This window comes from Cutibacterium sp. 37298 (assembly GCF_023838685.1).
Taxonomy (GTDB): Bacteria; Actinomycetota; Actinomycetes; order Propionibacteriales; family Propionibacteriaceae; genus Cutibacterium; species Cutibacterium acnes.
Map to the genome: position 1 here is coordinate 21,183 of NZ_JAJNRJ010000005.1, position 16,125 is coordinate 37,307.

The window sequence follows — 16,125 nt, forward strand, 5'->3', positions numbered from 1 at the left end:
GAGTGGCTAAACTCAGTGCGGACAATTTACAACGACAACAGGATGAGACACAGATGAATGCAGAGAGGCTCACACGCCTACTGGAACCGGTCGTGTCCCAGGTCGGGCTCGAACTTGATCGCGTCGACGTTGTGCCTGCCGGACGTCGTCGCCTCGTGCGCGTGACGATCGACGGTGACGGCCCTGACGGTCACGGACCTAGCCTTGACGAGATCTCTGAGGCCACCGCCGAGATCTCGCATTGCCTTGACGATTCCGGCGCTATGGGGGAGTCCCCGTATACCCTCGAGGTCTCCTCGCGCGGTGTCTCTACCCCCCTCACCCAGCCGCGCCATTATCGACGCAACATCGGGCACCTGGTGCGGTTCACCCTCAATCCGGCCGAGGGGCAGAAGTCTGGAGAGACCTTTGACGGTCGTATCGCTGAGGCTGGCGAGGAGGTCGTGACCCTCGAGGTCGAGGCCGAGAACTCCAAACCGCATAAGCCCGTGTACACCACTCGTGAGGTCCAGCTTGCTGACGTGGCGAAGGCCGTCGTCCAGGTGGAGCTCAATCGTCGTGACGCGCAAGCGTCAAAGGAGGAGAACTGAGATGGACATCGACCTGTCAACTCTGCGCATGATCGAGCGGGACAAAGACATCCCGCTTGACTATCTGCTGACGACCCTAGAGGACGCCCTCCTCAACGCATATGACAAGACTGAGGCTCCGGTTAACGGTGCCAAGGTTCAGCTGGACCGCAAGACTGGGAATGTCGCCGTCATGCTCCCGGAGAAGGACGAGGAGGGTCAGGTCGTCGGCTGGTACGACGGCACTCCCGAGGACTTCGGACGCGTAGCTGCATCAACTGCCCGGCAGGTCATTTTCCAACGGCTGCGCGAGGCCGAGGACGAGCAGAAATACGGTCATTTTTCCGCGGTTGAGGGTGACGTCATCACCGGAGTCGTCCAGCAGTCTTACCGCGATACCCGGACCGTTCGCGTCGACCTGGGCTCGTTGGAGGGCATTATGCCTCCGGCGGAACAGGTTCCCGGGGAGAAATATTCCCATGGGCGTCGTATCCGTGTGTACGTCGTGGCCGTGCGCAAGGAAGCCCGTGGCCCGCAGGTCATTGTCTCGCGCACTCACCCGAACTTGGTGCGCAAGCTTTTTGCTATGGAGGTACCTGAGATCGAGCAGGGGGTCGTCGAGATCAAGGCGCTGGCTCGTGAGGCCGGTCACCGCTCGAAGATTGCTGTCGTCTCGCATAATCCTGACGTTTCCGCCAAGGGAGCGTGCATTGGTCCGATGGGTCAGCGGGTACGTGCTGTGATGCACGAGTTAGATGAGGAAAAGATCGACATCATTGATTGGTCAGGGGATCCGGCCGAATTTGTGGGCGCTGCCCTGTCTCCGTCCAAGGTGTCCTCGGTGACGGTCATTGACCCGAAGGCTAAGACCGCTCGGGCGATTGTTCCGGATTATCAGCTGTCGCTAGCAATTGGCCGCGAGGGGCAGAACGCCCGACTGGCTGCTCGCCTGACGGGATGGCGGATCGATATTCGTCCAGATAACAAGGTCTGAGACTGCCTGCTAGAGACACGACGACGCCCGGCCGTAGGGTCGGGCGTCATGCGTCTGTGGGTTGGTTTAAGGTTGGGCAGTGACCACACGACCTCAGCGCACCTGCGTCGGCTGCCGACACGTCGATGATCCGGCGAACATGGCTCGGTATGTACTAGTCGACGGAGTTGTGGTGGCCGATCCAACGGGACACGCTCAGGGCAGGGGCGCCCACGTCCATGTGGATGACGAATGCTGGAAACGCGCGGTATCCGGTGGATTCGCGAGGTCATTCCGTGCCCGCGTGGTGGTGCGTTCGGCTTGCCAAGAGCGGTTGTCAGCGCGGTGAGTTGGGTTCATAAGGCCATTTTCGGTAAAGTTGGTTACGCATGTCGTCGGGAGGTCCGGCGGTCTCACCGAATCGTGTCCCCCCCGGTGGGTCGGTTCGTCCGACTCAAGGGGACTGAATAGGAAGTGGGCAGATGCTCATGAACACTCGATGAGTTCGCACCAATGAGGATTCACAACAATTAGGCCCAGGTCCATCGCGGCCGGGCCCGAAGGAGAGTAGTGGCCAAGGTCCGCGTCTATGAGCTCGCGAAGGAGCTCGGACTGTCAAGCAAGCAGCTTTTGGGGAAGCTCAACGATATGGGCGAGTTTGTCCGCTCGGCTTCCTCAACTATTGAGGCACCAGTTGTGCGACGACTACGTGATCAGATCGGTTCTGCTGAACCGGCCGATGACGCCAAAGCCGCGAAGCCGGCGGCGCGTAAGTCGCAGACGTCGTCTAAGAAGACTTCCAAGGAGACCACGACGGCCAAGCCGGCTCCCGGCCCCAAACCGGGGCCCGGGCCGAAGCCCACGCCTGGTCCTCGCCCCGGATCTAGCAGTGGCCCCAAGCCTGGTCGCAGCTCTGCAGCACGTACTAGTGCGACTCCACGTCCGGGTCTCATCAAATCCTCCGGCGCTTCATCCCAGCAGGAGCCCCCCGCAGCGAAGCCGGAGTCCAAGCCGACTCCGAAGCCGGGTCAGAATGTTCTCAAGCCCCACGCTCCGGCCCCGAAGCCGAAGCCTGGCGCGCCATCGAAGTCTCCGAAGCCGGGTGCCCGTCCGGGGCCGCGACCGGGTGGATCCGCTGGGTTGCCTTCCGCTGCTCGTCCCGGTCCGCGTCCGGGCGCCGGTCGTCGTACCGGAGCTCCGCGTCCCGGAAATAACCCGTTCGCCTCCAGTCAGGGCATGGGGCAAAGTCGTCATCGTTCTGAGGGCGGACAACGTTCCGGTGGATCCCGGTCCGGTCAGGGTGAGCGTATGCCCCGTCCGGGTGGCAGCCAGGGATCGCGCGGCGGTTCCGGTATGCCGCGCCCGAACCCGGCCATGATGCCGAAACACCAGTCCTCGCAGATCGGTCAGGCTACTACCGGACGTGGTGGACGTGGTGGTGGCCGTGGTCGCGGTGGATCCCGCGGTAGCGGTTTTGGCGGCGGCTTCGGCGGTGGGCCTCGTGGTCCTATCGGAGGCGGTCGTGGTGGCCGCGGTGGTCGTGGTACCCAGGGTGCCTTCGGACGCGGTGGCGGCGGCCGTCGGGGTCGTAAGTCCCGTAAGCAGCGCAGGCAAGAGTTTGATGAGATGCAAGCACCGCTGGTCGGCGGTGTGCGCGTCCGTAAGGGCAATGGCGAGACCGTCCGACTGCGCCGTGGTGCTTCGCTAACCGATTTGGCCGAGAAGATTAATGCCGAGCCGGCACAGCTGGTGCAGGTGTTGTTCAATCTGGGCGAGATGGTCACGGCTACCCAGTCGGTATCTGACGACACCCTGGAGATCCTGGGCGGCGAGCTCAACTACCAGATCCAGGTCGTGTCCCCAGAGGACGAGGACCGCGAGCTGCTGGAGTCCTTCGATCTCGAGTTTGGTGAGGACGAGGGCGACGACTCTGACCTCGTTGCACGTCCCCCCGTTGTTACCGTCATGGGTCACGTTGACCACGGCAAGACGAAGCTGTTGGACGCCCTGCGCCATACCGACGTGGTGAAAGGCGAGGCCGGTGGTATCACTCAGGCCATTGGCGCCTATCAGGTCCAGACCGAGGTCGACGACGCCGAGAGGGCTATCACCTTCATCGATACTCCTGGCCACGAGGCGTTCACGGCTATGCGTGCTCGCGGTGCCCAGTCCACCGATATCGCGGTGCTCGTCGTGGCTGCTGATGACGGCGTGATGCCTCAGACCGTTGAGGCTTTGAACCACGCGAAGGCCGCTGATGTGCCGATTGTGGTAGCCGTCAACAAGATCGATAAGCCTGAGGCTGATCCGGATAAAGTCCGTGGACAGCTCACCGAGTACGGCTTAGTGCCGGAGGAGTACGGCGGCGACACGATGTTCGTCAATGTCTCTGCTCGTACCCATGAGGGTCTCGATGATCTTCTCGAGGCGATCGTGCTGACTGCCGACGCAGCCCTTGATCTGCGTGCCAATCCCGATATGGCCGCTCAGGGCGTTGCCATTGAGGCCCACCTCGATAAGGGGCGTGGTCCGGTGGCCACCGCCCTGATCCAGCGTGGCACCCTGCATATTGGCGATTCCATCGTTGCCGGGTCCTCCTATGGACGTGTGCGCGCCATGATCAATGATCAAGGTGAGAGCGTCGACGAGGCTGCTCCGGCTACCCCGGTTCAGGTTCTTGGGTTGACCTCCGTACCCGGCGCTGGCGATAACTTCCTGGTTGTTGACGATGACCGCAAGGCGCGCCAGATTGCTGAAAAGCGTGAGGCCCGCATGCGTGCTGCCCAGCAGGCCAGGTCGTCGCGTCGCAAGACCCTTGACCAGCTGTTTGAACAGTTGGAGAAGGGCGAGACCGAGGAGTTGCTGCTCATCCTTAAGGGCGACGGTGCTGGTTCGGTTGAGGCGCTCGAGGATGCCCTGGCCAAGATCGATGTGGGCGACGAGGTTGACCTGCGCGTTATTGACCGCGGCGTCGGTGCCATCACCGAGACCAACGTCTCGCTGGCTGCCGCTTCCAACGCCGTCATCGTGGGCTTCAATGTTCGCCCGACCGCCCATGCCCAGCGTATGGCTGACGAGGAGAACGTTGACATCCGGTACTACTCGGTCATCTACGACGCCATCGACGAGATCGAGGCCGCCCTGCGAGGCATGCTCAAGCCGATCTACGAGGAGAAGGCAATGGGCACCGCGGAGATCCGCCAGATCTTCCGCTCTTCGAAGGTTGGAACGATCGCGGGCTGCATGATCACCGACGGCACCATCCGTCGTCATGCCAAGGCCCGTCTCGTCCGCGACGGCGTGGTGATCCAGGAGACCGAGATCAACACGCTGCAGCGCGAGAAGGATGCCGTCACCGAGGTGCGTGAGGGTTACGAGTGTGGTCTGACCCTGACCAACTATTCCGATATTCACGTTGGTGACGAGATCCAGTGCTACGAGATGGTGGAGAAGCCTCGCGACTGAGCTTGGTCACTGTCCTGAACGGGGCGTCCACGTGGAAGCGTGGTCGCCCCGTTCGTGTTTTGCCGCCGATTTGGCCCATTGCGACCCGAAGGATATTATCATTCACAATTCGGTAGCAATAGGGCGGTGTTGCCCCGTTGCGCGATGTACTGGAAAGATGGCTGACGAATGTATAAGAAGAGTCGCATTGTAGTTATGTTTGCATTTGCCGAGTCTGTCTTTGGCTTGTGTTCTGCTGCGCCGGGACTTGCTGATACTATCAGAGCGACTCCTGTGACATCGTGGAAGAGTCTTTCTGTCACAGGAGGATCGGCGAAAGCATCAGGAAAAACCCAAGGACATAAGAAAGCCTACATGTCATCAGATGGTGTCTGGCATTCTCAGGCTAATTACATTTTCACTGTCGCGGGTCACAAGAAAACTGACAGGGGCGGTTACGGCAAGATCGACGCTTCCGTTCTTTATTATACCTGTCAGCCCATGCCGGGTGGAAACTGTATACCGAAAGTCTTAAGAACCGGGGCATCAGGCAGCACTGGGCGTTTGGTTGGTGGAAAGGCGTACAGATGGGATGCTGACGCCAAGATCCGCGTTGGTCGTAATCAAAGAGGCGGTTGGCAACGTTCTTCTAAGATTTGTATCGACCTAGTGGCTCGACGTGATAAGTGCAGCGATGGGTTGAATTGGTGAGTTCTGACACGATTGAACTTGACGAGGTGGTCGTTCGATACCGGTCGGGTTGGCAACTGGGGCCGGTATCGGCCACCTTTCCGGTGGGGGTGAGTGCCCTGGTCGGCCCCAATGGTGCGGGCAAGACGACGATGCTTGCTGTGCTCACCGGAATCAAACGACCGAGGGCCGGGACGCTACGTCGTGACGGGCAACCCGTGAGGAGACGATGGGAGGGCTCTGGGTACCGGGCCCACATCGGGTACGTTCCGCAGGAATGCACCTGGTCACCGTCGTGGCCGGTCGAAGACTTTCTCGCCTTCTGTGCGCGCATGTATCGAGTACCGTCCACGCAGGTCAGGCACAGGTGCCAAGGCGTCATGTCCGATCTGAACGTCGGTCAATTCGCCCACCAGCCCATCGGTACTCTGTCGGGCGGTCAAAAGCGTCGGGTCTTCCTCGCGGCGGCACTGGTTCACGACCCCGAGGTGCTCATTCTTGATGAGCCGACCGTGGGCCTGGATCCGGGGGAGCGGATCTCGTTTCGCCGCCACGTCGTCGAGCAGGCGGCCTCACGGGTCGTCGTGCTGTCCACCCATCTCATGGATGACGTCGCCTTGTCCGCAGACCAGGTGCATCTGGTCGATGGGGGACACATTACCTGGAGCGGCACGCTGCCCGAATTGATGGCTGCAGCAGGAGAATCTGATTCACAGGACCACGTGTCAGTGGCTGAGCAAGGTTACCTGCACCTGATGCAAGGTCGCGCAGAATCCGAGCTCCTTGAGGGGGACCGATGAAAGCCTGTCTTCGGCAGGCCGTCTGGTCTGGGCTGGGGCTTGCCGTGTTGTGGGTCGCCACGAGCGTTGGCCTGATGCACATGTATCCCCGCGTGTGGAAGTCCTTCGCCTTGACGACGGGGAGTGTCTCGGTGGACACGGTCATCCTGTCTCCAGTGTGCTGCGGAGTCGGGGTGGCGTACGGCGCCCGTCTTCGCCGCGCCGGGGTCACGCGTACATCCCGAGCCTGGCCGCGCAGCGCCACCGCCGCCATCGTCACCACCTGGCTGATGGGTGTCGGAGCCGTTCTGCTCCTGGCTGTGGGGGTAACGACCGCAATCCTCGCATTGGTGGCTTCCGGTGACGCCGATCCGCGACTCGTGATGGGTTCGGTCCTCACCGCCATGGCCGCCACGGCATTCCTGGCCCTGGGGGCCGTCCTTGGAGTGGCGGCTGGTTCCTATCTGCTCGCCGCTGTCGCTGCCATCGCGGTCTACTTGGTGGCGGGGGCCGTTCCTGAGGCCTATGACCTGCTCATCGGATGGTCTGGTCCTGCGGCCATCGACGGCGCCCCTTCGCATCTCACCTGGCACGCCATCGCGTTGTGGGCTGGACTCGATTGTGCCGTCATCGTCGTCTCCTTGGTGCTCGTGGCCGTGATCACGACACCCGGTGGTGGGCCTTGGTGGCGGTGGCTCACGGCGACGATTCTGGTGGCAGCGGTCATCGTTGACGCCGCAGCGACGATTCGGTCGGAGGAGGTGTGGGAATCCACGGATGATTGGCGGTGTCGTGAGGTCGGCAAGCACGGATCCATGGCATGCGTCTCCGGTGACCTGTCCTGGCGGCTGGAGGAGTACGCGACGGCGATGGGCCGCGTCGATGACCTGTTGATGGCCAGCGGGGTCCAGAGACGCATTGTCTACGCCCCCGAGGGAGGACCAGGGAAGGCCGGTTACCTGCCGGTGCGGACGCACGTGTCGACCTCCTCCACAGCGAGAGAATGGGCCGGGGATCTCAACGCACCCCTGCTGGGTGACAACCTGTTGGGAGTCGAGGATTCCACGTCCTCACAGTGTGACGGGACGGTCGAAATCCTTGACGACGCACTGGTGTCGGTCATGGACGGTCAACCCCTCGCCCCGGACTCGCTGCGATCCATGGTGGCACAGGTGAGGGCTTGTCCATGACGGGTCGGCTCTCCTGCTTCGGATGGTTCCTGCGCAGTCGCGGTCTGGTGGCCGTAGTGGCCTATCTGACGGTGGGAATGGTCTGTGCCCATCACCTTGGCGGCGACCTCGTCACCGTCCCGTTTGCCGGCAGCAGGTCGGTTGATGTGGGGCTGGGGCCTTCGAGCCTGAGTGGCATCATCGCCTCCGTATTGTTCTCCTCCCCGGACCCACAACGGGAGCAGGCCTTCCCCGACCGTCCCATTCGCACCATGAGGGTGGTGTGGGCCGTCATCGTTCTGGTGTGGCCAGTGGCATGGGCCGTCCTGTTCAACGGTGACCAACCCATTTCTCAGTGGTGGGTGCTGTGGTTTGCGCGCAACCATGTCCTGCTGGTGGGACTGGCGATGGTCGCCAGCGTCGTACTGTCGGTGGCCTGGGCGTGGCTGCCGGGAACCATCTTCGTCCTGTCGTGCTGGATCCTGGGTACCAAGGATTCCGCGGCGACTCCCTACTGGTGGGCGCTGCTGAACCAGAGCCCCTTTGACGTGTTGAGTCTCGCTATGGCAGCTGTATTGGTCGTCGTCGGAGTAGTGCTGCAATGGCACACACCCGGGCCATCGCGTTGAGACTCGCTGTCGTGTGCGTTGGTGTGTCTGGTGTGGAAAGATAGGGACCCGGTTCAGGACACGAATGGCGAGGAGAGATCATGAAGCCACCCAATCCCCGGGTCGCCAAACTGGCCGACCAGATCAGGGTTGTCGTTGCCGAAACCCTCGAGCGCCGCGTCAAAGATCCCCGGTTAGGGTTCGTGACGATTACCGACGTGCGTCTGACCGGCGACTCGCGTGACGCCACGCTGTTCTGGACGGCCATGGGCACTGACCAGCAGATTGCGTCTACCGCAGCTGCGTTGAAATCGGCCAAGGGACTACTGCGCTCCACCGTCGGCAAGCGGCTCGGCCTGCGCTATGCCCCGACTTTGACGTTCGTGCGCGACGCTACCCCGGAGACTGCCAAGTCCATTGAGGACGCTTTAGCTCGGGCCGCTGCCTCTGATGCTGAGATTGCACGTCGTTCTGAGGGGGCCATACCTGCCGGTGAGACTGATCCTTATCGTCATCGTGACGAGGAGGAGTGAAGGGCTAGTTGCCTGCATGACGTCGGTGGCCCCGGGTAATCGGCCCGAGGTCACCGTTCATGGTGTGACAGGAATCATGTCCACAGGCCGTCGGGGGAGAAGACCTCGTTGACGAGTTCGTCGTACCAGCCGGCCTCTCGTGCTAAGTCGAGGACGGTGTAGCGAGAGCGGTAGTACATCGCTTTGGGGAAGGTCGCTTGTACGTCGGCGGCAGTCAGCCCGATGTCTTCGGGACGTGACGGTGCCCCTGCGCGACGCAGCTGGTCGGCGAAGTCACGGGCTGGCACGAGCTGCTTAGTCAGGGCCGTGCGGGTATCTTCCCATCCGTCGATGACCCGGGTGAGTCGGGCACGTAGTTCTCCCGGTTCGACGTACTTTACTCGTGTCTCGGCGACCGCGTGATCGGCCAGGGCTCCGTCGAAGGTTGACCGAATATTAGCTTCGACGGCGGGCCACTGCGGCCACGCCGCCACCGCGGCGTCGACATCGAGACTACTCAGGTCACGATCGAGGAATTTCTCGTAGAAAGCCAGCATGGCCAGGGTCCCGATGGCGACCTTGTGCCCGTGGGACAGCGGTGGGTTGCGGTCGGTGCCCACGTGGGTCAGCTCCCAGATGTGGCTGAAGTAGTGTTCGGCCCCAGATGCCGGACGAGTGCCGTCGTAAACTTGCATCGCCAGGCCTGACAGAATGAGACCCTCTACGAGCCCGGAGAATGCTTCCGGATCGCCGCGGCGCAGGTCATCGGGACGTGATAGGGCATCCCGGACGCCGCTTTGGACGAGGGCCCACACATGCTGGTCGAGTGGCTCTACCCCGGCGGCGTCAGCGATGATCCAGTCTGCACCACCGGGAATCTTGGCAGCCAAGTCGCCATATCCGGATGCTGTCATGACCTGTGGTGCGGCGGCGGTGATGTCCAAGTCGAAAATGACAACTTGCGGTGCTACGCACTGCATCGTCACTTTGACCCCATTGTCGCTGATGGGCGCCCCGGCCCCCGTGTAGCCGTCCATGGAGGCTGCAGTTCCGACGACGGCGTAACTCCGTCCCACGTTCTTGGCGGCCAGTTTCGTCAGGTCGTTAATGGCTCCTGACCCGACCGCGATCGGGACGACTGCCGAACCGGTCTCGGCGTCTAGGGTGCGCAGCCGGTCGGCGATGGTGTGGGCGTTGTCTAAAGAGGCGTACAGGCAAGGCTCGGCAGGGAAGACCAGCGGGTCGCAGGCCGCCACCCCGGCCGAGCGTAAGCCGGCTTCGACGGCCTTCCCCGCCACTGCCCAGGTGCGCTCGTCGGCAACGACAAGGGCGGGCAGGTTGTGGGCCCTGACGCGGCACATGTGCTCAGCCAGGACGTTTCCGGCACGATCGAGGACTCCCCGTCCCATTTCGACGACGTCGGTGTCCCCGGCGCCCGCGACGGCTGCCGCGATGATCTCGTCACTCATGGTCAATCGTTCCCTTCGTCTGATGCAGTATGTGGTGCGGGGTCGTTTGTGGCGGACGTGAGGAATGTCGCGACCTCGTGCAGTGCTTCGACCTCGTCAGGGCCATCGGCCAGGATCTCGACGACGGCGCCCTCGTGGACGTCCAATCTCAGCAGGTCCGCTAGCCGGGTAAGACTGGCCGTCCCGCGTGAGGATCGCAGGAAAACACTGGCCGAGTGGCCGGAGGCCAGTAGTACGGCCTGTGCAGCCACCCTGGCATGGATCCCGGCAGGGTGGCCTATTGTCACCTCGGTGCGGATCATGCTGACTCGATGAGGATTGTGCTGCCGGCCTGCGGTCTGGGCAGCTCACCGCCACAGCGTACGTGGAGGGCCCCCTCGAGCCGGGGCTCGTCGGCGCCGTCGAAGACGAGGGTGACGTGCCCTAAGGAGTCGAGGTTGCGCTGTGCGAGGGCACCAATTGCTGTGATGGGGAAGCGGTGCTCGCCGATGGCGAGGACGTCGCCGACACCGATGGTGCCGCTCGAGGTCGCCTCAGGTAGGGCGTAACAGAAGTCGCGAAGTTCGTCAGGTGCCTTACCCCCGAATGTGACAAGCATTTTCTCGCTGAGAAAGGACTCGGCCTGCGAGCCGACGGCGCAGATCTGATTGCGATAGATGACAGACATTGATGTTCTCCGGATCAGGTTTGAGTGTCAGGATGCGTACAGGCCGATGCTGCACAGCCAGGCGATGGCGACTCGTGGGACGCCGTTAAGGAATCGCGAGTACAAGACGCTGGGGACGCCAACCTCGACTGTTTCCGGGGCAGCCTCAGCTAGTCCTAGGCCGACCGGGATGAAGTCGCAGGCGTTTTGGGTGTTAATGGCGAACAGCGCTGGAAGGGCCAAGCTGGGATGGATGTTGTGCTTGCCGATCTCCACGCCGATGAGAGTTCCGATGATCTGACCGATGACGGCTCCTGGGCCGAGCAGGGGCGACAGGAAGGGCAGCGAGCAGATGAGGCCAAGGACGATGAGCCCGATGCCGTTGCCGGCTAGCGGGATGAGAAGTTTGGTGAACCAGGTACCGAATCCGGAGGCGTTGATGATGCCGATAAGCATGGCTACGAACCCCATGAAGGGGATGATGGTGGTCAGCATAGCCTGCACTGCGTCTCGAGCGGCTTGGTAGAACACCGAGATGACCTTGCCGGCGCCCAGGCCGATCTTGTCCATGACGGTCTTGTTCTTCTTCTCGGCGACGGCCTTGGAAATCTTCTTGTCAGTGCTCCATTCCCCCTGGACGGTGCCTGCTGTTCCGGCTTTTGACCGTGGCGCGGCAGCGGCGGCTATAGCGGGGGAGGTGACAGTGGCGGAGGATGTAGGTGAGTCGGCCAACCGGACCTGGTCGACGTCGACGGCGGAGACGTAGATCGACTCGTTGATGTATTGGGCCAGCGGACCGCTCTTACCGGTTGGCATGACGTTGATAGTCGGGATTCCCTTGCGAGGGTAGATTCCGCACCTTAGGGTCCCCCCGCAGTCGATGATGACGGCCATCATCTCCTCGTCGGGGATGGAGGTGTTAAACCCATTGACCGGTTCGGCACCAGACAGCTCGGCGATGCGATCAACGACCGGGGGCCGGACGCCTCCGCCGACGATGTAGACGAGCTTGTGTTTAGCCTCGGTAGGGGTGATGGTGAGGGGGCCGCCGTAGCCGCCGGAGCCATGGGAAACGGTGACGGAGTGGTACTCGGTCATCTCAGGCCTCCACAAGGGTGTCGACGTGGACGATCTTCCCGTCCATGGTGTCGGGGAGGATGACCTTCTGCTGCCTGCTCACGTATCTGGTAGTTAAGTCGGTCACCCAGCCACCGACGAAGTTGAGGACGAGGCCAACGAGCAGGTAGCGGATCGCCAGCGGCCCGGTCGGTAGTCCAGCCTTCGTGATGCCCTGGGCGATGCCGAGCCAGATAAATAGTTCGGCAGGATTGATGTGTGGGAAGATCCCGTTGCTGGTGTGGCAGAACTGGGCCGCCGAAGCGAAGTAGCTCGGCTTGTAGCGCTCCGGGAGGAATCGGCCCAGGGAGTGCACCATCGGGTTGCACAGCATGAATGAGCCGATGAAGGGGAGCAGAAGATAACGGCTGACGGGATTGTTTCCGGCTTTCTGGGCGAGGCGGTTGATCCGGTCCTCACCAATGAGGCGGATGAGCGAGTTCATGGCGATGAGGAGCATAAGCACCAGGGGCACGATGCTTCCCATCCAGCTCACGAATGTCTTCGCACCTTCTTGGAACAGGCCGACGAACCATTCAGCGGCCTCCACCAGGTAGTGCATGGTCAACTCCTTCGTATGTGGTGGCGTTCGGGATGGCCCCGGCTGCGGAAGCACGGGGGGAGAGAGAATTGTGTTGAGCGGAGCCGTTCAGTCGACGGCGGTGAGCCCACGTCTGCGGACGACGTGCCGGGTGTCAGCCGCAGGTCGTTCACGGGTGTGTCCTACCTTGGCGTCGACTCGGTTGATGACCTTCATAAGCGGGGTCGGGGGCTCGACCGGGATCTCGCCAGCCAGGGCTGTGAGGAAGTTGTCACGGGCGTTGGCGATGGCGCGCCGCGTTACTCGATCAGTTCGCACATATGCAGGGTCGATCTCTTCGAGAGGCAACCCGTCGAAGACCGGGAAGTCCCTGAACCTGGCCAGAACGGTGATGCCGTTCATACGACGGCCCGCGACGACACGGTCCCTATCGTCGAGCAGGAACATGACGATGGCGCCCCGACTCAGCGCGTTCTTCTGTTTGCCGATGGCGACTTTTCCGCGTTTGCGCAGCAGTGTGTAGGTCGTGGAGAAATTCCTCATCTGGCGCATGGCTAGGGTGGCATTGCACACATAGATGATTGCGACGGTGGCAAGAACGGGCCAGAACATCATCTCTCCTCGGGGCAGACGGGATTGCAGGGGCGGGAGGCCATGAGCCAGAAGACATCTTCATAACTGGTGAGCTGGCTTAGCCGGTTGAGCAGGTCTGGGTCGTTGGTCAGGCGAATGATCTCGTCGTAGACGGTGATGAGGATGGTGTCGTCGTAGTCGGTTTTGTCGGGAACACCCATAAGGAAGACGACGCGAGCACCGGGCTGCTCTGGGCGGCGCGGAATGGTCGCCATCGCCAGCACGATGCGTTCGGCCCCTGGGATGGTGGCGTGGGGGAATCCGACGAGACCGTCGAGTAGCATGGTTGCTTCGTTCTCGCGAGCCCGCAGTGTGGTCAGGAAGGTCTCGTCGACCAGACCCTGGTCAACTAAGTAGGCTACGAGAGCCTCGGTTGCCGACCAGTAATCGGTTCCTGCTGGCATGGCCATGAAACGGTCGGGGGAGAGCATCGACATAAGTAACGACGAGTTGGCCCCGGTGAGCTGAAGGTCGACGTGACCACGCAGGTTTAACCTTGACATCCGGCTGATGAGTTCGGCGGGATCAAAGACCTGGCCGAGCTGAATGACTGGAACGTCGCCGAAGGCAAGGGCCGTGATGTCGACATCGGGGGTGGCGACGACGAGATCCGTTCTGGCCAGCGTCGACTCGTCTGCCTCGTCGCCGGTCAGCATGAGGTACTTGGTGCCGTGGGGGAGCACTTTATCGAGCTGGATCCGCATGAGGTTGGCTGAGACCCGTCCGGTCGCTGTGACGATCGCCAACCTGAGGTAGGGGCAGGCACGGTGGGAGTCGAGGAATACTATGGTGATAGCCCGTCAGTAGTCCGGTTTCGGAGTCACTGATCCGCATACCGGTGCGTTCCTCGATGACGTCGCGGCTGATCTCGGCCATCCGATGGGCCACCGGGTACTGATAGCGAATGCTGCGCACCGACTCCTCGTCGATCGTGACGCGAAAACGTATCCGGTTGAGCATGAACGTGAGGTGGTGGGCGAACTCGTCAGCAAGCTCGTCGGCGTCCAGATGGATCTGCATGACCTCGGCGATACGTTCAAAGATGGCGTCGACGAGGCCGGGAACCTCCTCGTCAGCGGGGAAGAGCTGACGACCCTGCGCACTGTCGGGGGTGCGCATTCCGGCGACTGACATGGCGAGGAAGAGCTCCTCTTCGATTGGGAAGGTGGTCGAAACGAGATCTTCAGCTTCGGTGAGAAGTTCGGAAGCAATGCGGTGGGCGGGGGTGTTGCGAAGACGTTGGTACTCCTCGGGCATCTCGTCTAGTGGGTGGCTGGTGAGGGTTCGATCGAGTAGAACGGTGAGCCAGCGACGCACATAGTGACGTGATGGCCTGGACAGGTGAGCCTGCCCGGTGATCCGGGAAACGACGGCGACGATGTCGTCGTCGATAGGGTACTCGTCGACGAGTTCGGCGGGGTAGAGGGTTAGCTCGGCCAGACGCAGATCGAGTTCCTCGGCGGCGAGGCTGAAACCCCAGTTGGAACGCCCCTCGATGCGTACTCCGAGGGGTTTCAGGGCTTCACGCAATCGGGCAATGTCGGCCAAGACGGTTGTTCGGGAGGTGCAGACGATGTCGGCCAGGTCGTCCGAGGTCACCGGGTGTTTGGCAGACAGCAGGACTCCGAACTCCTGTGCGCGGCGATGACGTGGGTCGTTGAGGGAGTCCGTGGCGCGGACCAGACGACCACGGATTTGGCTGTATTCCTGTGGGTCGAGAATGTAGAGGCGGTAACGGCCGCCGGTGGGGCGTACGGACGCCGCAGGGGCCAGCATCCGGTTGAGCGTGTTGATGGCGTTGGTGATGGTGCGGGGGCTGACCTGCAGGCGTTCTGCCAGCGCTTCGGCGGAGGCTGTCAGCGATGTCTCCAGTTGCCTGAGGATCCACATTTCTCGGTCCATGAGATCACCTCCTTGTGCTCGACCTTGTTGGTTGGCATGAAGTTAGCACCGCACCTGCGCCCCGGTCTTGCGGCATTGTGCGTGCTTCTTTCCGACTTTTGGAAAGGCAGTGGCGCGATGAGTCGCTCTATGCGGTTGCGGTACACACTCGCGTACCGTTCGTCAGGTAGAGGAGGACCTATTACCCTCATACCGGTCTTGACCCTTCCAGTGCGACGTTGCAGCATGCCTGTGGTCATCGATCTCTTTGAGGTCAGTTGGTCGTGTCGACGCACCATAGAAGCCGTGCGGCTGTCGATAGTTATCAGGCCCAGGATTGTGCATTACGAATGCCCGATTCGGGTTGTTCGTCTTGGGTATTCGGCTCGCGCCACATCTCTGATCATTGCTTTTATTAGCAGACTTTTCTTTGTTGAATTTGGTTCAATATCTATGTGCAATCGGTTGCACAGGGTGGGGGGCTTACATATGGTGCTGGGCCCATGCAACCGGATGGCAAGACTCGTACATGATCCCTGTGTAATCTCGTGCATGGACGCTGTGCATTGAGGTGCGATCGTGCCCAGAAGGTCAGGACTCAGATTGCGAGATGGAGGGGTGATTGATGCGAGAGCAGATCTTGCAAGTATTTCCGCCGGGTGTTTGTTCGGTTGCACCCCTCTGGGGTAACGATCAAGTTAGCATCGAATCGACCAACAACCACTTGAGGTACCGTTGCGACATCTACGCCGCTATGACGCTTCTACTGGATTGGCCTCGCTTCACTGACTGGCTCGCTGCGCTAGGTGGATTGATGCTGTTACCGGAGTAGTCCTTCCGTGTTCGACGCCCGTTGCGCAGTTGGTGAGTCGAATCGAAACGCATTGTTGACGTCAGTGAGAAGCCCTCTCGTCGATCATCGTTCTACATGGTGGTGGATAACGTGCCTCGGCTTCGCTGGTTTGACGATGGTGCCGATCACGAAGGTAAGGCGATCCTGATATGGTGCGTGGGCGTCTTGATGATGCGGGGCTTCTTCGCCCGCAACGATCGTGCCGGGACCGTGCTCGCTGCGGGTGGATCATAGTGATCACT

14 protein-coding genes and 2 pseudogenes are annotated in these 16,125 nt (G+C 61.6%); 9 read left to right on the forward strand and 7 right to left on the reverse strand.

Annotated features, from left to right (window positions below; all coding sequences use genetic code 11):
- The first annotated feature begins 53 nt into the window (after positions 1 to 53).
- The 8 genes from rimP to rbfA all read left to right on the forward strand — a co-directional run bounded on the left by rimP (position 54) and on the right by rbfA (position 8,765).
- Positions 54 to 590 (forward strand): ribosome maturation factor RimP, encoded by a 537-nt coding sequence (rimP, locus tag LRP59_RS10850; protein ID WP_002521351.1) that lies wholly within the window; start codon positions 54 to 56, stop codon positions 588 to 590.
- Between the two features lies 1 nt (position 591).
- On the forward strand, positions 592 to 1,563 hold the full coding sequence (nusA, locus tag LRP59_RS10855; protein WP_002514304.1) for a transcription termination factor NusA: 972 nt from the start codon (positions 592 to 594) through the stop codon (positions 1,561 to 1,563).
- 79 nt (positions 1,564 to 1,642) lie between these two features.
- Positions 1,643 to 1,891, forward strand: coding sequence for a YlxR family protein (locus tag LRP59_RS10860; RefSeq protein ID WP_002517020.1), 249 nt, complete (start codon positions 1,643 to 1,645; stop codon positions 1,889 to 1,891).
- Positions 1,892 to 2,112: 221 nt separating this feature from the next.
- Positions 2,113 to 5,007, forward strand: a complete 2,895-nt coding sequence (gene infB, locus LRP59_RS12175) for a translation initiation factor IF-2 (RefSeq protein WP_002514303.1) — start codon at positions 2,113 to 2,115, stop codon at positions 5,005 to 5,007.
- 665 nt (positions 5,008 to 5,672) lie between these two features.
- Positions 5,673 to 6,476: an ABC transporter ATP-binding protein gene (locus LRP59_RS10880; RefSeq protein ID WP_002514302.1), complete on the forward strand. Its 804-nt coding sequence runs from the start codon at positions 5,673 to 5,675 to the stop codon at positions 6,474 to 6,476.
- Positions 6,473 to 7,645 carry a hypothetical protein gene (locus LRP59_RS10885; protein WP_002514301.1) on the forward strand — a complete coding sequence of 391 codons (1,173 nt, stop codon included), beginning with the start codon at positions 6,473 to 6,475 and terminating at the stop codon, positions 7,643 to 7,645. Before LRP59_RS10880 ends, LRP59_RS10885 begins: the two co-directional genes overlap by 4 nt.
- Complete coding sequence (locus LRP59_RS10890; protein WP_002514300.1) at positions 7,642 to 8,253, forward strand: hypothetical protein; 612 nt, start codon at positions 7,642 to 7,644, stop codon at positions 8,251 to 8,253. The genes LRP59_RS10885 and LRP59_RS10890 overlap by 4 nt, the downstream gene beginning before the upstream one ends.
- 80 nt (positions 8,254 to 8,333) lie before the next feature.
- Positions 8,334 to 8,765, forward strand: coding sequence for a 30S ribosome-binding factor RbfA (gene rbfA, locus LRP59_RS10895; protein WP_002514299.1), 432 nt, complete (start codon positions 8,334 to 8,336; stop codon positions 8,763 to 8,765).
- A 74-nt stretch (positions 8,766 to 8,839) separates the two neighbouring features.
- On the opposite strand, the gene LRP59_RS10900 is transcribed toward rbfA, so the two are convergent.
- From LRP59_RS10900 to LRP59_RS10930, 7 genes and pseudogenes are all read right to left on the reverse strand, one after another.
- Positions 8,840 to 10,213 carry a sn-glycerol-1-phosphate dehydrogenase gene (locus LRP59_RS10900; RefSeq protein ID WP_148378651.1) on the reverse strand — a complete coding sequence of 458 codons (1,374 nt, stop codon included), beginning with the start codon at positions 10,211 to 10,213 and terminating at the stop codon, positions 8,840 to 8,842.
- 2 nt (positions 10,214 to 10,215) lie between these two features.
- Complete coding sequence (locus LRP59_RS10905; protein ID WP_002514297.1) at positions 10,216 to 10,515, reverse strand: HPr family phosphocarrier protein; 300 nt, start codon at positions 10,513 to 10,515, stop codon at positions 10,216 to 10,218.
- Positions 10,512 to 10,880, reverse strand: coding sequence for a PTS glucitol/sorbitol transporter subunit IIA (locus LRP59_RS10910; protein ID WP_002514296.1), 369 nt, complete (start codon positions 10,878 to 10,880; stop codon positions 10,512 to 10,514). Before LRP59_RS10910 ends, LRP59_RS10905 begins: the two co-directional genes overlap by 4 nt.
- Before the next feature lie 27 nt (positions 10,881 to 10,907).
- Positions 10,908 to 11,957 carry a PTS glucitol/sorbitol transporter subunit IIB gene (locus LRP59_RS10915; protein WP_002514295.1) on the reverse strand — a complete coding sequence of 350 codons (1,050 nt, stop codon included), beginning with the start codon at positions 11,955 to 11,957 and terminating at the stop codon, positions 10,908 to 10,910.
- A 1-nt stretch (position 11,958) separates the two neighbouring features.
- Positions 11,959 to 12,537, reverse strand: a complete 579-nt coding sequence (locus LRP59_RS10920) for a PTS glucitol/sorbitol transporter subunit IIC (protein ID WP_002514294.1) — start codon at positions 12,535 to 12,537, stop codon at positions 11,959 to 11,961.
- A gap of 87 nt (positions 12,538 to 12,624) precedes the next feature.
- Positions 12,625 to 13,131 carry a transcriptional regulator GutM gene (locus LRP59_RS10925; RefSeq protein ID WP_002521340.1) on the reverse strand — a complete coding sequence of 169 codons (507 nt, stop codon included), beginning with the start codon at positions 13,129 to 13,131 and terminating at the stop codon, positions 12,625 to 12,627.
- A pseudogene (locus tag LRP59_RS10930) lies at positions 13,128 to 15,051 on the reverse strand (BglG family transcription antiterminator). The gene LRP59_RS10925 and the pseudogene LRP59_RS10930 overlap by 4 nt, the downstream one beginning before the upstream one ends.
- Positions 15,052 to 15,869: 818 nt before the next feature.
- On the opposite strand from LRP59_RS10930, the pseudogene LRP59_RS10935 reads away from it, so the two are divergent.
- Positions 15,870 to 16,117, forward strand: a pseudogene (locus LRP59_RS10935) (hypothetical protein).
- Positions 16,118 to 16,125: the final 8 nt, after the last annotated feature.